General features: G+C 63.3%; 18 protein-coding genes. 12 read left to right on the top strand and 6 right to left on the bottom strand.

Annotated features, from left to right (window positions below):
* Window positions 1-82: 82 nt before the first annotated feature.
* Both kefC and AQ12_RS18450 read right to left on the bottom strand, forming a co-directional pair.
* A complete protein-coding gene (gene kefC, locus AQ12_RS18455) occupies window positions 83-1,921 on the bottom strand; it encodes a glutathione-regulated potassium-efflux system protein KefC (protein ID WP_048441426.1) in 1,839 nt (612 codons plus the stop codon).
* Window positions 1,922-1,923: 2 nt separating this feature from the next.
* Entirely contained in the window at window positions 1,924-2,562 is a 639-nt protein-coding gene (locus AQ12_RS18450) for an NAD(P)H-dependent oxidoreductase (RefSeq protein ID WP_053076804.1), read from the bottom strand.
* 62 nt (window positions 2,563-2,624) lie between these two features.
* Between AQ12_RS18450 and AQ12_RS18445 the strand changes: the two genes are divergently transcribed.
* Complete coding sequence (locus AQ12_RS18445) at window positions 2,625-3,242, top strand: ParA family protein (RefSeq protein WP_048441425.1); 618 nt, start codon at window positions 2,625-2,627, stop codon at window positions 3,240-3,242.
* A gap of 28 nt (window positions 3,243-3,270) precedes the next feature.
* Window positions 3,271-3,726 carry a MaoC family dehydratase gene (locus AQ12_RS18440; protein ID WP_048441424.1) on the top strand — a complete coding sequence of 152 codons (456 nt, stop codon included), beginning with the start codon at window positions 3,271-3,273 and terminating at the stop codon, window positions 3,724-3,726.
* Between the two features lie 8 nt (window positions 3,727-3,734).
* On the opposite strand, the gene AQ12_RS23365 is transcribed toward AQ12_RS18440, so the two are convergent.
* The 3 genes from AQ12_RS23365 to AQ12_RS18425 all read right to left on the bottom strand — a co-directional run bounded on the left by AQ12_RS23365 (window position 3,735) and on the right by AQ12_RS18425 (window position 5,355).
* Entirely contained in the window at window positions 3,735-4,028 is a 294-nt protein-coding gene (locus AQ12_RS23365; RefSeq protein WP_053076794.1) for a hypothetical protein, read from the bottom strand.
* A 117-nt stretch (window positions 4,029-4,145) separates the two neighbouring features.
* Window positions 4,146-4,613 carry a tRNA (cytidine(34)-2'-O)-methyltransferase gene (locus AQ12_RS18430; protein ID WP_048441423.1) on the bottom strand — a complete coding sequence of 156 codons (468 nt, stop codon included), beginning with the start codon at window positions 4,611-4,613 and terminating at the stop codon, window positions 4,146-4,148.
* A gap of 37 nt (window positions 4,614-4,650) precedes the next feature.
* The gene (locus AQ12_RS18425) at window positions 4,651-5,355 is read right to left on the bottom strand and encodes a ComF family protein (protein ID WP_048441422.1); all 705 of its coding nucleotides are present in this window, start codon (window positions 5,353-5,355) and stop codon (window positions 4,651-4,653) included.
* Between the two features lie 34 nt (window positions 5,356-5,389).
* Here AQ12_RS18425 and AQ12_RS18420 point away from each other — a divergent pair, with 34 nt between their 5' ends.
* The 8 genes from AQ12_RS18420 (at window position 5,390) to AQ12_RS18390 (ending at window position 11,662) form a co-directional block, all read left to right on the top strand.
* Window positions 5,390-6,280 carry a hypothetical protein gene (locus tag AQ12_RS18420; protein WP_048441421.1) on the top strand — a complete coding sequence of 297 codons (891 nt, stop codon included), beginning with the start codon at window positions 5,390-5,392 and terminating at the stop codon, window positions 6,278-6,280.
* Between the two features lie 80 nt (window positions 6,281-6,360).
* Window positions 6,361-6,837, top strand: a complete 477-nt coding sequence (locus AQ12_RS18415; RefSeq protein WP_048441420.1) for a DUF2244 domain-containing protein — start codon at window positions 6,361-6,363, stop codon at window positions 6,835-6,837.
* Window positions 6,838-6,914: 77 nt separating this feature from the next.
* Window positions 6,915-8,102, top strand: a complete 1,188-nt coding sequence (gene coxB / locus AQ12_RS18410; protein WP_048441419.1) for a cytochrome c oxidase subunit II — start codon at window positions 6,915-6,917, stop codon at window positions 8,100-8,102.
* A 28-nt stretch (window positions 8,103-8,130) separates the two neighbouring features.
* Window positions 8,131-9,825, top strand: coding sequence for a cytochrome c oxidase subunit I (gene ctaD, locus AQ12_RS18405; protein ID WP_048441418.1), 1,695 nt, complete (start codon window positions 8,131-8,133; stop codon window positions 9,823-9,825).
* A 22-nt stretch (window positions 9,826-9,847) separates the two neighbouring features.
* On the top strand, window positions 9,848-9,961 hold the full coding sequence (locus AQ12_RS23360) for a cytochrome oxidase small assembly protein (protein WP_238587762.1): 114 nt from the start codon (window positions 9,848-9,850) through the stop codon (window positions 9,959-9,961).
* Window positions 9,962-9,980: 19 nt separating this feature from the next.
* Window positions 9,981-10,553, top strand: a complete 573-nt coding sequence (locus AQ12_RS18400) for a cytochrome c oxidase assembly protein (RefSeq protein WP_048441417.1) — start codon at window positions 9,981-9,983, stop codon at window positions 10,551-10,553.
* Window positions 10,550-10,726 carry a DUF2970 domain-containing protein gene (locus AQ12_RS22540; RefSeq protein ID WP_048441416.1) on the top strand — a complete coding sequence of 59 codons (177 nt, stop codon included), beginning with the start codon at window positions 10,550-10,552 and terminating at the stop codon, window positions 10,724-10,726. Before AQ12_RS18400 ends, AQ12_RS22540 begins: the two co-directional genes overlap by 4 nt.
* 54 nt (window positions 10,727-10,780) lie before the next feature.
* Entirely contained in the window at window positions 10,781-11,662 is an 882-nt protein-coding gene (locus AQ12_RS18390; RefSeq protein WP_048441415.1) for a cytochrome c oxidase subunit 3, read from the top strand.
* A 69-nt stretch (window positions 11,663-11,731) separates the two neighbouring features.
* Here AQ12_RS18390 and AQ12_RS18385 read toward each other — a convergent pair whose 3' ends face one another.
* Entirely contained in the window at window positions 11,732-11,953 is a 222-nt protein-coding gene (locus AQ12_RS18385; protein WP_048441414.1) for a twin transmembrane helix small protein, read from the bottom strand.
* Between the two features lie 15 nt (window positions 11,954-11,968).
* Between AQ12_RS18385 and AQ12_RS18380 the strand changes: the two genes are divergently transcribed.
* A complete protein-coding gene (locus AQ12_RS18380) occupies window positions 11,969-12,718 on the top strand; it encodes an SURF1 family protein (protein ID WP_048441413.1) in 750 nt (249 codons plus the stop codon).
* Entirely contained in the window at window positions 12,711-13,409 is a 699-nt protein-coding gene (locus tag AQ12_RS18375) for a hypothetical protein (protein WP_152682852.1), read from the top strand. Before AQ12_RS18380 ends, AQ12_RS18375 begins: the two co-directional genes overlap by 8 nt.
* Window position 13,410: the final 1 nt, after the last annotated feature.

Genomic DNA, 13,410 nt, shown 5'->3' with positions numbered 1-13,410 from the left:
AAGAACCGATGAGACCATCCGGGGGGGTGCAACTCATAGGCAAATTGCCTAACGCGGGTAGGTGTTTTGGCGGGATGCCCGGTCAATCGCCCCAGCCGGGAGGGCGCGCCTGCGTCTCGGCCCGTCGCCGTTCGTTCTCGGCGCGCTCCTGCGCCATCTGCTCTTCGAGCTGGCGGCGGCCCTGCTTGGCGACTGCGATGACTTTTGCGCGGTCCAGGTGGTGCGGGTACATCTGCTCGAACAGGTCGATGTTGTGCCGGCGAAACCGCATCGCCTGATTGCGGGCTTCATGTGGCGTGAAGCCCAGCACTTCGAGCACCGTGCGGCCGCTGCGCAGGCTGGCCTCGAACACTTCGCGTTCCACGCGCAGGATGCCGCGATCGCGCAACTCGTTCCAGTGGGTCACGTCCCTGGCCCGCGCGACCAGTTCCAGGTGCGGGAAGTGCTCGCGCGCGAGGTCCACGATGGCCAGCGACTGCCGGGTGTCATCCACCGCGACGACCAGGATTTTTGCTGTCGATGCGCCTGCCGTGCGCAGCAGGTCCAGGCGCGTCGCATCGCCGTAGAAGACCTTGTAGCCGAATGACCGCGCGGCTTCGATCATGTCGGCGTCGTGGTCCAGCACCGTGGCGCCTATGCCCTGCATGGCCAGCATGCGCCCGATGATCTGGCCGTAGCGGCCGAAGCCCGCGATGATGACCGGCTTGTCCTGCTGTTCGCTGATCTCCTGGAGCTGCGGCGTGTTGCAGTTGGCCCAGCGCGGCAGCAGCAGCTTGTCGACGGCCACAAGGAGCAGAGGGCTCACCAGCATCGAGACGGCGACCGCGCCGATCAGCAGCGAAGAAACCGACGGTGAAATCACCTGTGCGCCGGTGGCGGTCTGGAAGACGACGAACGCGAATTCACCGCCTTGCGCCAGCAGCAGCGTGAAGACCGGGCGCTCCTGCAGGGGCAGGTCCATGGCGCGCGCCAGGCCGTAGATCACCGCCGCCTTGATCGCCAGAAAACCAATGACGATGAGGGCCATCAGGCCGGGTGATTTTGCGAGCACGCCGAAGTCGATGCTCATGCCCACCGCGATGAAGAACAGGCCCAGCAACAGGCCCTTGAAAGGCTCGATGTCGGTTTCGAGTTCGCGCCGGTATTCGCTTTCTGCCAGCAGCACGCCCGCGAGAAAAGCGCCCAGCGCCATCGACAGGCCCACCAGCTGCATCAGCGCAGCGATCGCCACCACCAGCAGCAATGCGGCCGCCGTGAAGATCTCCGGCGTGTTGCTCTTGGCGATCCAGCGCAGCAGTGGCCTGAGCAACAGCCGGCCACCCAGGATGATGCCGCCCACGACGACGACGATGCGGCCCGCCTCGAACCAGACGCTGGCTGGCGCGCCGTTGGCTTGCGGCGCAGTGGCGAGCAGCGGCAGCAAGGCCAGGATGGGAATTGCGGCCACGTCCTGGAACAGCAGGATCGAGAAGCCCGCCTGGCCGCTGGAGGTAGGCAGCATGTTGCGCTCGCCCATGACCTGCAGTGCGATGGCGGTGGAGGACAACGCCAGTCCCAGAGCGGCCACAACCGCGATGCGCCATGGCACGCCAGCCATCATGGCCGCGGCACCCAGCAGGGCCGCGCAGCCCAGCACCTGCGCGCTGCCCCAGCCGAAGATCGGCCGGCGCAGGTTCCACAGGCGCCGGGGCTCCAGCTCCAGCCCGACCAGGAACAGCATCAGGACGACGCCGAATTCAGCGAAGTGCAGGATGTCCTGCACGTTCTTCACCAGGCCCAGCCCCCAGGGCCCGATGGCGATGCCAGCGGCGAGGTAGCCGATGATCGAGCCTAGGCCGAGTGCACGCGACACCGGCACGGCGATGACGGCTGCGCTCAGGTAGATCAGGCTGTTGATGAGCCAGGAGGGGGCGTGTTCCATGTTCACTCGGGCGTTTTGTGCGGTCGGTCGGTCGTGGGCACTGCGCACGCGGGACAACTCTCGATGTCATCCATTTCCGGCCAGTCCGGGTAGCTTCGCAGCCGCTCGCTGAAGACGTCCACGTGCTGCTTCACGGCGTCTTCGCTGGCGCTGCGGGCGCCGTGCAGCAGGAGCGGCGGCAGGAACCGCATGCCGCACAGGGCGGCGGTCTGCTCATAGGGCGGCAGGAAAGCGTCGAAGAAGTAGCGGTTGTAGCTTTGCGGGTGGTACGAATGCTCGGGACCGCCGGTGGTCGCCACCAGCCAGAGGTCCTTGCCTTGCAGTGCCTGTCCGCCCGGACCATAGGCCCAGCCGTAAGTGAGCACTTCGTCCAGCCAGAGCTTGAGCAGGGCGGGCATCGAATACCACTGCACCGGATGCAGCAGCACGATGAGGCTGGCGCCGGCAACGGCGCGCTTTTCGGCGGTGACGTCGATGTCGTAATCGGGGTAGGTCGAGTAAAGGTCGCGAACCTCGATTGCCGCGCTCATGGTACGCGCCGCTTCGAACAGGCGGCGGTTCACGCGCGACTCGCGCCAGTTCGGGTGCGCAGCCAGCACAACGATGTGTGCGCTGGCTGCCTGTGTTGTCAACTGATCCATGTCGTTAACATAGCGCATCGCGGGTCATCCATCTGCACAAGCCGCGAATCGAGGAGAGCTCAATGCCTGTCGTGGTCGTTGCCAATCCCAAGGGCGGTGTCGGAAAGTCGACGATGGCTACCAACATCGCGGGCTACTTCGCGTCGAAGGGCCACGCCGTCATGCTCGGTGATGCCGATCGCCAGCAGTCGTCCGCGCTCTGGCTGAAGTTGCGACCGCCAGGGGCCCGGCCGATCTCGACCTGGGAGGCGGGCGACTCGCACATTGCAAAGCCGCCCAAGGGCACGACGCACGTGGTGCTGGACACGCCGGCCGGCATGCAGGGCAAGCTGTTCCACAGTGCGCTGGCGCTCGCTGACAAGGTTGTGGTGCCGCTGCAGCCGAGCGTGTTCGACATCTTTGCGACCCGGCAATTTCTCGACGACCTTGCCGAGCATCGCAAGGCGGGCAAGATGCAGGTGGGCATCGTAGGGATGCGGGTTGATCCGCGCACCATCGCCGCCGACAAACTGCACGAGTTCGTCGACAGCCTGGGGCTGCCCGTGCTTGGCTATTTGCGGCATACGCAGAACTACATCCACCTGGCGGCGCGGGGCCTGACGCTGTTTGATGTAGCCGCCGGTCGTGTCGAGCGCGACCTGCAGCAGTGGGAAGGCATCTGTCGCTGGCTGGACAAGTAGCGAGCGTGCGGCTTGCTACATTGCAGGGATGAAGTCATTCCAGAATCTTGCCGAACTCACCACCCTGGTCGGCCAGGACGTCGCCGTGAGCGACTGGGTCACCATCACGCAGGAGCAGGTCAACCTGTTCGCGCAGGCAACCGGTGACCATCAATGGATTCACGTGGACGTCGAACGCGCAAAGGCCGGGCCTTTCGGCGGGCCGATCGCGCACGGGTTTCTCACGCTGTCACTGATTCCGAAGTTCTTTGAAACCTCGATGGAAATTCGCGAGACGCGCATGGGCGTGAACTACGGACTGAACAAGGTTCGCTTCACGTCGCCGGTGCCGGTGGGCAGCCGGCTGCGCGGCCACATGAAGCTGCTGGCTTGCGATGCCATCGATAACGGCGGCATGCAGATGACATGGCTCGTCACCGTGGAGCGCGAGGGCAGCGACAAGCCGGCATGCATCGCCGAATCGCTGACCCGGCGCTATCCCTGAGCAGGTATTTACATCGGGCCGAATTCGCCGCGCGCCGTCTGGCCGTTGCGGGCAGATTTCACGCCCTCGGTCTTGACGGCCACGGGATCGACTGCCGATTGCATGACGCCGATGAACCCGGTGCCGCCATTGGTGATGCGAACGGGATTGCGCGCTTCGGCCTTGACGTCGGCGACTGCGCGCACAACCGTCGAGGGATGCGCGAATTGGGATGCGTCGGCTTCGTCGGCCATGGCCGGTGCCGTGGCGAATCCTGCAAAGGCGGCGAAGGCGGCGATAGCGAGTTGGCGGGTGGTGTTCATGATGAAGTTCCTTTTGGGTTGAAGTGATTCCTTTACGCAGGCATCACCCCCACTGGATGTCACTTCGCTGGTAACGAGATGTGCATCCGGACTTCCATCACGAATCACGCATTTACGTCATCCGCTGGCGAATCCGTTTTGCCGCCACGCCTCGAACACCGTCACCGCGACCGCGTTCGACAGGTTGAGGCTTCGCTGGCCTTCTCGCATCGGCAACTTCAGTCGCTGTGCATCGTCAAATGAATCGCGCAGCGCAGGCGGCAGTCCGCTTGTCTCTGAACCGAAGACGAACCAGTCGCCCGGCTGGAATGCCGTGTCGTGAACGATTCGCGTGCCGCGTGTGGTGAGCGCGAACATGCGCGCCGGTTCAGGCGCGTGTGCTGCGATGAATGCATCCCAGCTCGCGTGCTTTCGCCCTTGTGCGTACTCGTGATAGTCCAGCCCGGCGCGTCGCATGAGCCGGTCCTCCATCGAAAAACCAAGCGGCTCGATCAGGTCGAGGGTGCAGCCTGTGTTGGCCGCGAGCCGGATGATGTTGCCGGTGTTGGGAGGGATTTCGGGGTTGACCAGGACGATATGGAACATGGGAACATGGGAACATGGGAATCTGGGGAATATGAGGTCAGGCTGACTCATCGGTGCGGGCGAATACCAGCGCCGCGATGTGGACAGCGCCGGCCTGGCGCAATGCGAGCGCTGCGGCAAACAGGGAAGCGCCACTCGTCATCACATCGTCGATCAGTGCGATGCGTTTGCCGCGCACATCGCCCGTTCGCAAAGGATCGACGGCGAAAGCATCCAGGACATTGGCAAGCCGGCCCTGCCGGTTGAGCGCCGCTTGCGGTGTGGTGTGGCGAATCCTGAGCAGCAAGTCCGGCCAGGTCTTCGCAGGCGCGAGTTCGCGTGCGAGCAGCAAGGCCTGGTTGAAGCCGCGTTCTGCAAGCCGTTCATCCGACAGCGGCATGGGTACCACCACGTCCGCCGAATCGAGTGCGGGCTCCATCCAGGGGGCGCTTCGCATCAGCACGCCAAAGGGTTGGGCCCATCCTGCCTGGCCGTTGAACTTGAATTGCGTGATGAGCGACGACCACGGGTAGTCGTACGACACCGCCGCATGGCATGCATCGAGCGGCGGGGCCGATGCGACGCAGCGGCCGCATTCGGCGATCCCGCCCTGGACCGGCAGGGCGCAGCGACGGCAGCGTGCCGCCGGCTGCGCGAACCGCGACACGCACGGCTCGCAAACGGGCTGCGCGGGCCAGCGGCGGCATACCGCACATTGGCCCGGCAGGCGGGAAGCAAGCCCTTGGGTCAATCGGCCGAGCATCGGGTCAATATACTCGTTCGCACTGCTGTGCCCCATGACCGAAGACCGCCCGCCCACCATAGACCCGGCCGCCGCCGACCACTGGCATCGCGCTGCGCCGGCTCGCTCGCCGTGGCTGCACGAAGAAGTAGGTCGCCGGATGCAGGAACGGCTGGAATGGATCAAGCTGCGGCCTGGGGCCTGGGCCGACTGGGAGCCGGTGCGAGGCGGCATGGAGGCGCACGCGCTGGTCCAGCAGCGTTACCCGCAGGCCAGGTGCTTCGTCCACGAAATGCAGCCGGTGCGCGCGGGTGTCGCAGCGCAGCAACTGTCCAGGCCGTGGTGGCGGCGCATGGGTGCGCCAGCCTTGAGCATCGGCACCTTGCCGGATTCGGGCGTCCAGATGCTCTGGGCGAACATGGCGCTGCACATGTCGGCGCAACCTCAGGCGCTGATCGGACAGTGGCATCGCGCAGTCGCAACCGACGGATTCCTGATGTTTTCGTGCCTGGGACCGGACAGCCTGCGTGAGCTGCGCGCGGTCTATCGGGCGCTGGGATGGCCACCGCCAGCGCATGACTTCACCGACATGCACGATTGGGGCGACATGCTGGTCCATGCCGGATTTGCCGAGCCTGTCATGGACATGGAGCGCATCACGCTCACCTGGGAGACACCCGCGCGGCTGCTGCAGGAACTGCGCGAACTGGGCGCGAACCTGCATCCGCACCGCTTTGGCGCGTTGCGCGGGCGCGCATTCCGGTTGCGGCTGGAGCACGAACTCGCCGCAGCGCTCACCGGTGCGGACGGCCGTCTCGCCCTGATCTTCGAGATCATCTATGGCCACGCCTTCAAGCCGGCGCCCAGGGTTCGCATGAGCGAAAGCAGCTCGGTGTCGCTGCAGGACATGCGAACGCTCCTGCGCGGTGGGCGCACACCGTCATGAGGTGTAGCAATGGCCCCGGCCTCTGCGGGGTGCAAAAAGAAGCCGCGCTACAATGCCGGGTTGATTTTTGAGCGTCACCCGTGTCGAACCCTGTGTTTCATTTCGCCACTGTCCAGGACCAGAACATCATCTGGTTCCTGAAGCGCAACTGCTCGGTAACGCCGGCCCAGCTGGGTTGGCTTTACGCGTCGCTGTGCGTTGTCTCGCTTGGAATCGGGGTTTTTTTCTGGTTCCAGGGCGCGCCGCTTGTGTTGCCGTTTGCATGGATCGAATTGGCAGCTGTCGGATTCGCCTTCATGATCTACGCTCGCCACGCAGGCGATGGCGAGCGGATATCGCTGAAGGGCAGGCAATTGGTGGTGGAGCTGGAAAACGCCGGCCACCTGGAGCGAGCTGAATTCAACCGCGACTGGGTGCGGGTTGAGCCCAGTGCCGACGACCGGTCGCTGATCGAGTTGTCGGGGCAGGGACGGAGGGTGAATGTGGGGCGCTATGTGCGGCCTGAGCTGCGTCCGGCGCTGGCGAGGGAAATCCGCAGGGCCCTTCGCGGTGTATAGGGCCGCGGTGCATAGGGCTGCGGTGCACGGGACCGTGGTGCGTAGGTTTGATTAAAGGCTTTAGCTAGTTAAAAACCATGATGAGCATTTCCAACAAGTTTGCTTCGCTGCTGCACAAAGCACCGGCCGTGGCGTCGGCGGTAGCACTCGGCGCGCTGGGCACTGCGGCACACGCAGTCAATGACCTGCCGGGCGGCCCGGCCGTGCGGCAGCTCAACCTGCATCCGGCGGTCACGCGCATCGCTGAAGAACAGGCCTGGCTGCACTGGTTCATGCTGATCACCTGCATCGTGATCTTCATCGCGGTCTTCGCGGTCATGTTCTATTCGATCTGGAAGCACCGCAAGTCGGTGGGCCACAAACCGGCCAACTTCCACGAGTCCGTCACCGTCGAAGTGATCTGGACCATCGTCCCCTTCCTCATCGTCATCGGCATGGCACTTCCGGCCACCAAGGTGCTGGTGGCGTCCAAGGACACGACGAACGCCGAATTGACCATCAAGGCAACCGGTTACCAGTGGAAGTGGGGCTACGACTACCTCAAGGGCGAAGGCGAAGGCATTGCGTTCCTTGCCACGCTCGACAGCACCCACCGCGAAATGTCCAACGATGGCGCCCGTGGCGACGTGCCCGACAACTACCTGCTCAAGGTCGACAACCCGCTGGTCGTGCCCGTCGGCAAGAAGATTCGCATCATCACCACCGCCAACGACGTGATCCACGCCTGGGGCGTGCCCGCATTCGGCGTCAAGCAGGATGCGATCCCCGGCTTCGTTCGCGACACCTGGTTTCGCAGCGAAAAGACGGGCGATTTCTACGGCCAGTGCTACGAGTTGTGCGGCAAGGAACACGCCTACATGCCGATCCATGTCAAAGTGGTTTCCACGGCTGAATACACCGCCTGGGTCGATGGCCAGAAGAAGCTGATGGCCGCGAAGCTGGACGATCCGGCCAAGGTCTGGACGCAGGCCGATATCTCGCAACGCGGCGAGAAGGTCTACGCAGCGAACTGCGCGGCCTGCCACCAGGCCAATGGCAAGGGCGCAGGCCCGATCAAGGCGCTTGACGGTTCGGCGATCGTGCTCGATGCGGACAAGAACCAGCAAATCCAGATGCTGCTCAATGGCAAGGGTGCAATGCCTGCATGGAAGCAACTGTCCGATACGGATATCGCAGCAGTCATCACCTACACCAAGAACAATTGGTCCAACAAGACCGGCCAGCTCGTGCAGCCGTCCGAAATTTTGGCCCAGCGCGGCAAGTGACCCGCAAAGAATCGACTAGGAATCCAAGATGAGCGCCGTTCTCGAACATCCTGCCCACGACGATCACCACGATCACGATGCCCACCACGCGCCGACAGGCTGGCGCCGTTGGGTCTATGCGACCAACCACAAGGACATCGGTACGCTCTACCTGCTGTTCTCGTTCTTCATGCTGATGTTTGGCGGGCTTCTGGCCATGCTGATCCGCGTCGAGCTGTTCCAGCCCGGCCTGCAGCTGATCAACCCCGAACTGTTCAACCAGCTCACCACCATGCACGGCCTCATCATGGTGTTCGGCGCCATCATGCCGGCCTTCGTGGGCTTCGCGAACTGGATGATTCCGCTGCAGATCGGAGCGCCTGACATGGCGTTCGCGCGGATGAACAACTTCAGCTTCTGGCTGCTGATCCCGGCTGGCGTCATGCTCGTCGGTTCGTTCTTCATGCCTGGCGGCGCACCCGCTGCAGGCTGGACGCTCTACGCACCGCTCACGCTCCAGATGGGTCCCTCCATGGACGCCGGTATCTTCGCGATGCACGTCCTGGGTGCTTCGTCGATCATGGGCTCGATCAACATCATCGTCACCATCCTCAACATGCGCGCTCCCGGCATGTCGTTGATGAAGATGCCGATGTTCTGCTGGACCTGGCTCATCACCGCTTACCTGCTGATTGCCGTGATGCCCGTGCTGGCAGGCGCCATCACCATGACGCTGACCGACCGCCACTTCGGCACGGTGTTCTTCAACCCCGCAGGCGGCGGTGACCCGGTGATGTACCAGCACATCTTCTGGTTCTTCGGTCACCCCGAGGTCTACATCATGATCTTGCCGGCCTTCGGCATCATCAGCCACGTGGTCCCCGCATTCGCACGCAAGCGCCTGTTCGGCTACGCATCGATGGTGTACGCCACGTCGTCCATCGCCATCCTGTCGTTCATCGTGTGGGCGCACCACATGTTCACGACCGGCATGCCGGTGACCGGCCAGCTCTTCTTCATGTACGCCACCATGCTGATCGCGGTGCCCACAGCGGTGAAGATCTTCAACTGGATTGCAACGATGTGGCAGGGCTCGATGACGTTCGAGACGCCCATGCTGTTCGCGGTTGGCTTCATCTTCGTGTTCACGATGGGCGGCTTCACCGGCCTCATCCTGGCCATGGCCCCGATTGACCTGCTGCTGCAGGACACCTATTACGTGGTGGCGCACTTCCACTACGTGCTGGTGGCCGGATCGCTCTACGCCATGTTCTCCGGTTTCTACTTCTGGGCTCCGAAGTGGACGGGCGTGATGTACAGCGAGACGCGCGGCAAGATCCACTTCTGGTGGTCGCTGATCGCTTTCAACATCACCTTCTTCCCGATGCACTTCCTGGGGCTGGCCGGTATGCCGCGCCGCTACGCCGACTATCCGATGCAGTTCGCGGACTTCAACATGGTGGCTTCGCTGGGCGGTTTTGCTTTCGGCCTGGCACAGGTGTACTTCTTCTTCTGGGTCGTGCTGCCCATGATGCGCGGCAAGGGCGCAACCGCCCCGCAGCGTCCATGGAACGACGCGGACGGCAAGGGCGCGGAAGGCCTGGAATGGGAAGTGCCGTCACCGGCTCCTTTCCACACCTTCGAGACGCCTCCCCGCCTGGACCCCACGGCGACCAAGGTGCTGGATGCACGCGTGATGCCCGAGCGTGTCGAACACGTGACACCCGGCACCCACGCCCACTGATGCAACTGCGGGAAACTTGTCCATGACGCCTCAAGAGCAGAAAAAGAGCAACCGCCGGCTGGGACTGATCCTGGCGTCGGTGGTGGCTGTGTTCTTCTTTGGATTCATGGCCAAGATGGTCCTGCTTTCGCACTGACCCGGCAAACCGAAATCACATGACGAATCGCCGCGAGAATCTCCGGATGGTGGGCAAGCTGGCCGTGATCACGGTCGGCATGTTTGCGTTCGGGTACGCGCTGATCCCGATCTACAAGCACATCTGCGAAATGACGGGAATCAATATCCTGTCGCTTTCTGAAAAGCAGGTGCCGGGCGGCGGCTCGGCAGGACGCAACGTCGACGTGGCCAATACACAGGTCGACAAGACCCGAACCATTACCGTGGAATTCGACGCGAATGTGCGCGGTCCATGGGAGTTCAAGCCGGCGAGCAGCTCGGTGCAGGTGCATCCTGGCGAACTCACGACGGTCATGTACGAATTCAGGAATGTCCAGAACCGTCGCATGTCGGCGCAGGCCATTCCCAGCTACGCGCCCAATCAGGCCGCCGCGCACTTCAACAAGGTGCAGTGCTTCTGCTTCCAGCAGTACACGCTGGAGCCCGGGGAGCGCAAGGAATGGCCGGTGGCGTTCGTGATCGATCCCAAGCTGTCGAAAGACGTCACGACGATCACGCTCTCCTACACATTCTTCGAAGTAGGCGGCAAGACGCCGCCGGCGCCGATATGAGTGTTTTGCATACCGCCAAAGCCGTTGCCTGGGCGTTCCTGGGCATCCGCAAGAACAGCGACTACCGCAATGACCTGGGCAAGCTCAATCCGCTGCACATCATTTTGGTTGCGTTGGTCGGGGTCGGCATCTTCGTGGGCGGATTGATCGCGTTGGTGAATTGGGTCGTTTGACCCGGTTCGCCCTGGCACACAGACAACAGAGAATACGGAAAATCAGGAGTTGAGATGAGCAATACCGCACCCGGCACAACGCCCCATTACTTCGTTCCCGCGCCATCGCGCCACCCGGTGATGGCGTCGTTTGGCCTGCTTTGCATCATGTTCGGCGCGGGCCAGTGGATCAACGGCGCCGACTGGGCCAAGTGGATCATGTACTTCGGCTTCCTCTGGCTGTTCTACGTGCTCTACCAGTGGTTCAGCGAGGCGATCGGCGAGAGTGAAGGACACCTGTACGGCCACAAGATCGACCTCTCGTTCCGCTGGAGCATGAGCTGGTTCATCTTCTCTGAAGTGATGTTCTTCGGCGCGTTCTTCACCGCCCTGTGGTGGATGCGTTCCCATTCGGTTCCTGCGCTCGGGGGCCTCGACAACGCGCTGATCTGGCCTGACTTCAAGGCTGTCTGGCCGACGGTGGCCCCAGGCTCGACGGCTTCGCCGGGCGGCATCATCGAGCCCTTCGAGACCATGACGCCGTTCTGGCTGCCGACGATCAACACGGCGCTGCTCCTGACTTCCGGTGTGACCTTGACCATTGCGCATCACCTGCTGCGCGACGGCAAGCGTGGTCCCACCATCATGTGGATGTGGATCACCGTGGCACTGGGCGCGACTTTCGTTGCGGTTCAGGGCTACGAGTACTACCACGCGTACACCGGCATGAACCTCAAGCTCACGTCTGGCGCGTATGGCTCGACCTTCTTCATGCTGACGGGATTCCACGGCTTCCACGTGCTCATCGGCATGCTGATGCTGCTGTTCATCACGCTGCGCCTGATGAAGGGTCACTTCACGGCCGACAAGCATTTCGGGTTTGAAGGCGCCGCCTGGTACTGGCACTTTGTGGACGTGGTCTGGCTGGGCCTCTACACCCTCGTTTACTGGCTCTAGGTCGGGAAATGATTCCAGCAACAGGGCCGCGCAAGCGGCCCTTTGTCCTTGCGGGCCAGCCGAAAGTCGTTACTTGCCGACCGGTATGCCCGTCGGCTGTATGTAGCCGAATTTCCAGGCGATGAGGATGCAGATGAACAGCAGGATGGAGAACCCGACACGGAACGCGAGCGCGCGAGCCATGTTGCTCGTCTTGGGTTTGCCGTCCTGGCCGTCGCGCATCATGAAAAAGAGCGCGGAAGCCAGGCTGCCGATGATGAGGACAAACGCTGCGAGCACCAGGTATTTCATGGGCAGGATTATCCCGTGAGCAAAGACCGGACACCACCCGGGGGGCGTTTCTGGGTCATAACTGCAGCCGCACTGATCGGCATCGCGGTCACCGCCGCGCTGGGTTTCTGGCAACTCGGCCGTGCCAACGACAAGCTGGCGCTGCAGGCCGCCATCGACGGACGTCGCGCAATGCCGCCTTTGACCGCGCAGGCCCTGGAGCGCCCACTGGCCGAAGTTGTCCACCGCCCCATCGTGCTGCGCGGGTCCTGGCTTCCCGCGTTAACAGTGTTTCTCGACAACCGCCAGATGCAGGGCAAGCCGGGTTTCTATGTGCTGACGCCGCTCCAGCTGGAAGGCAGCGGCAAGGCCGTGCTGGTCGAGCGCGGCTGGGCGCAGCGCAACTTCATGGACCGTACCCAGTTGCCGCCCGTCGAGACGCCGGCGGGCCTCGTCGAGGTCCGGGGCCGTGTGGCCCCGCCGCCAGCCAAGCTATATGAATTCGACGGAGCGCCCAAGGGCGCCATCCGGCAAAATCTCGACCTGGCCCTGTTCCGTTCGGAAACAGGGTTGGATCTGCCCGACCTGACCGTGCAGCAATTGGGTGATGCCTCCGAAGGCCTGCTGCGCAATTGGCCGCAGCCGGCCACCGGTGTCGAAAAACATTACGGCTATCTTTTCCAGTGGTGGGCGCTCGCGCTCGTGATCGCAATCCTCTATGCCTGGTTCCAGTTCATCGCCCCCCGCCGCCGGCAACGCCCAGCCGGCCAGAGCCACCATGCATGACGAGCCGCTTGGCCTCACCGTGCACTCCATTCCGCGCCCCCAGGACGCGGCCGAAGGGGACAGCCGCCGCACCGCTATCGGCCGCCTCAAGATGCTGATGGTGCTGGCCGTGTGTGCTGCGCCGGTGGTGGCCTCGTACTTCACGTATTACGTCATCCGGCCCGAGGGCCGTCGCAATCATGGCGATCTGATCGATCCGCAAAAGCCGCTCCCGGCAATCGCTGCGAACTCACTGGACGGCAAGCCGCTGCAGCTGCCGCAGCTGCGTGGTCAATGGCTGCTCATCAGCGTTTCCGGTGGAGCGTGCGAGTCCGCCTGCGAGCGCCATCTCTACCTGCAGCGCCAGCTGCGCGAGGGCCTGGGCAAGGACAAGGAGCGGCTCGACTGGGTGTGGTTCGTGACTGACCAGGCGCAGGTCAAGCCCGCGCTCTTGCCTGCATTGACGCAAGGGCAGGCAACCATCTTGCGTGTCGATCCCGCGCAGCTGGGCCAATGGCTTGCACCGGCTGCTGGCTCCCGCCTTGAAGATCATCTCTACCTGGTCGACCCCATCGGCAACTGGATGATGCGCTTCCCGGCCTTGCCCGCATCCGAGGCCGAAGCAGTGTCAGCCAAGAACATCAAGCGCGATCTCGACCGCCTGATGCGCGCCGCCGCTTCGTGGGACAAGCCCGGCCGCGAGAGCCGCTGAG

Source organism: Caenimonas sp. SL110 (assembly GCF_001044395.1).
Classification (GTDB): domain Bacteria; phylum Pseudomonadota; class Gammaproteobacteria; order Burkholderiales; family Burkholderiaceae_C; genus Ramlibacter.
This window is presented reverse-complemented; position numbering and strand designations above follow the sequence as displayed.

What these genes read in the sequence shown, in the direction of transcription:
- AQ12_RS18440 (WP_048441424.1), top strand. Translation starts at nt 3,271, where the DNA reads ATGAAGTCATTCCAGAATCTTGCCGAACTCACCACCCTGGTCGGCCAG.
- AQ12_RS18385 (WP_048441414.1), bottom strand. Translation starts at nt 11,953, where the DNA reads ATGAAATACCTGGTGCTCGCAGCGTTTGTCCTCATCATCGGCAGCCTG.
- AQ12_RS18430 (WP_048441423.1), bottom strand. Translation starts at nt 4,613, where the DNA reads ATGTTCCATATCGTCCTGGTCAACCCCGAAATCCCTCCCAACACCGGC.
- coxB (WP_048441419.1), top strand. Translation starts at nt 6,915, where the DNA reads ATGATGAGCATTTCCAACAAGTTTGCTTCGCTGCTGCACAAAGCACCG.
- AQ12_RS22540 (WP_048441416.1), top strand. Translation starts at nt 10,550, where the DNA reads ATGAGTGTTTTGCATACCGCCAAAGCCGTTGCCTGGGCGTTCCTGGGC.
- AQ12_RS18420 (WP_048441421.1), top strand. Translation starts at nt 5,390, where the DNA reads ATGACCGAAGACCGCCCGCCCACCATAGACCCGGCCGCCGCCGACCAC.
- AQ12_RS18445 (WP_048441425.1), top strand. Translation starts at nt 2,625, where the DNA reads ATGCCTGTCGTGGTCGTTGCCAATCCCAAGGGCGGTGTCGGAAAGTCG.
- AQ12_RS18450 (WP_053076804.1), bottom strand. Translation starts at nt 2,562, where the DNA reads ATGGATCAGTTGACAACACAGGCAGCCAGCGCACACATCGTTGTGCTG.
- AQ12_RS23365 (WP_053076794.1), bottom strand. Translation starts at nt 4,028, where the DNA reads ATGAACACCACCCGCCAACTCGCTATCGCCGCCTTCGCCGCCTTTGCA.
- AQ12_RS18390 (WP_048441415.1), top strand. Translation starts at nt 10,781, where the DNA reads ATGAGCAATACCGCACCCGGCACAACGCCCCATTACTTCGTTCCCGCG.
- kefC (WP_048441426.1), bottom strand. Translation starts at nt 1,921, where the DNA reads ATGGAACACGCCCCCTCCTGGCTCATCAACAGCCTGATCTACCTGAGC.
- AQ12_RS18400 (WP_048441417.1), top strand. Translation starts at nt 9,981, where the DNA reads ATGACGAATCGCCGCGAGAATCTCCGGATGGTGGGCAAGCTGGCCGTG.
- AQ12_RS23360 (WP_238587762.1), top strand. Translation starts at nt 9,848, where the DNA reads ATGACGCCTCAAGAGCAGAAAAAGAGCAACCGCCGGCTGGGACTGATC.
- AQ12_RS18375 (WP_152682852.1), top strand. Translation starts at nt 12,711, where the DNA reads ATGCATGACGAGCCGCTTGGCCTCACCGTGCACTCCATTCCGCGCCCC.
- AQ12_RS18425 (WP_048441422.1), bottom strand. Translation starts at nt 5,355, where the DNA reads ATGCTCGGCCGATTGACCCAAGGGCTTGCTTCCCGCCTGCCGGGCCAA.
- ctaD (WP_048441418.1), top strand. Translation starts at nt 8,131, where the DNA reads ATGAGCGCCGTTCTCGAACATCCTGCCCACGACGATCACCACGATCAC.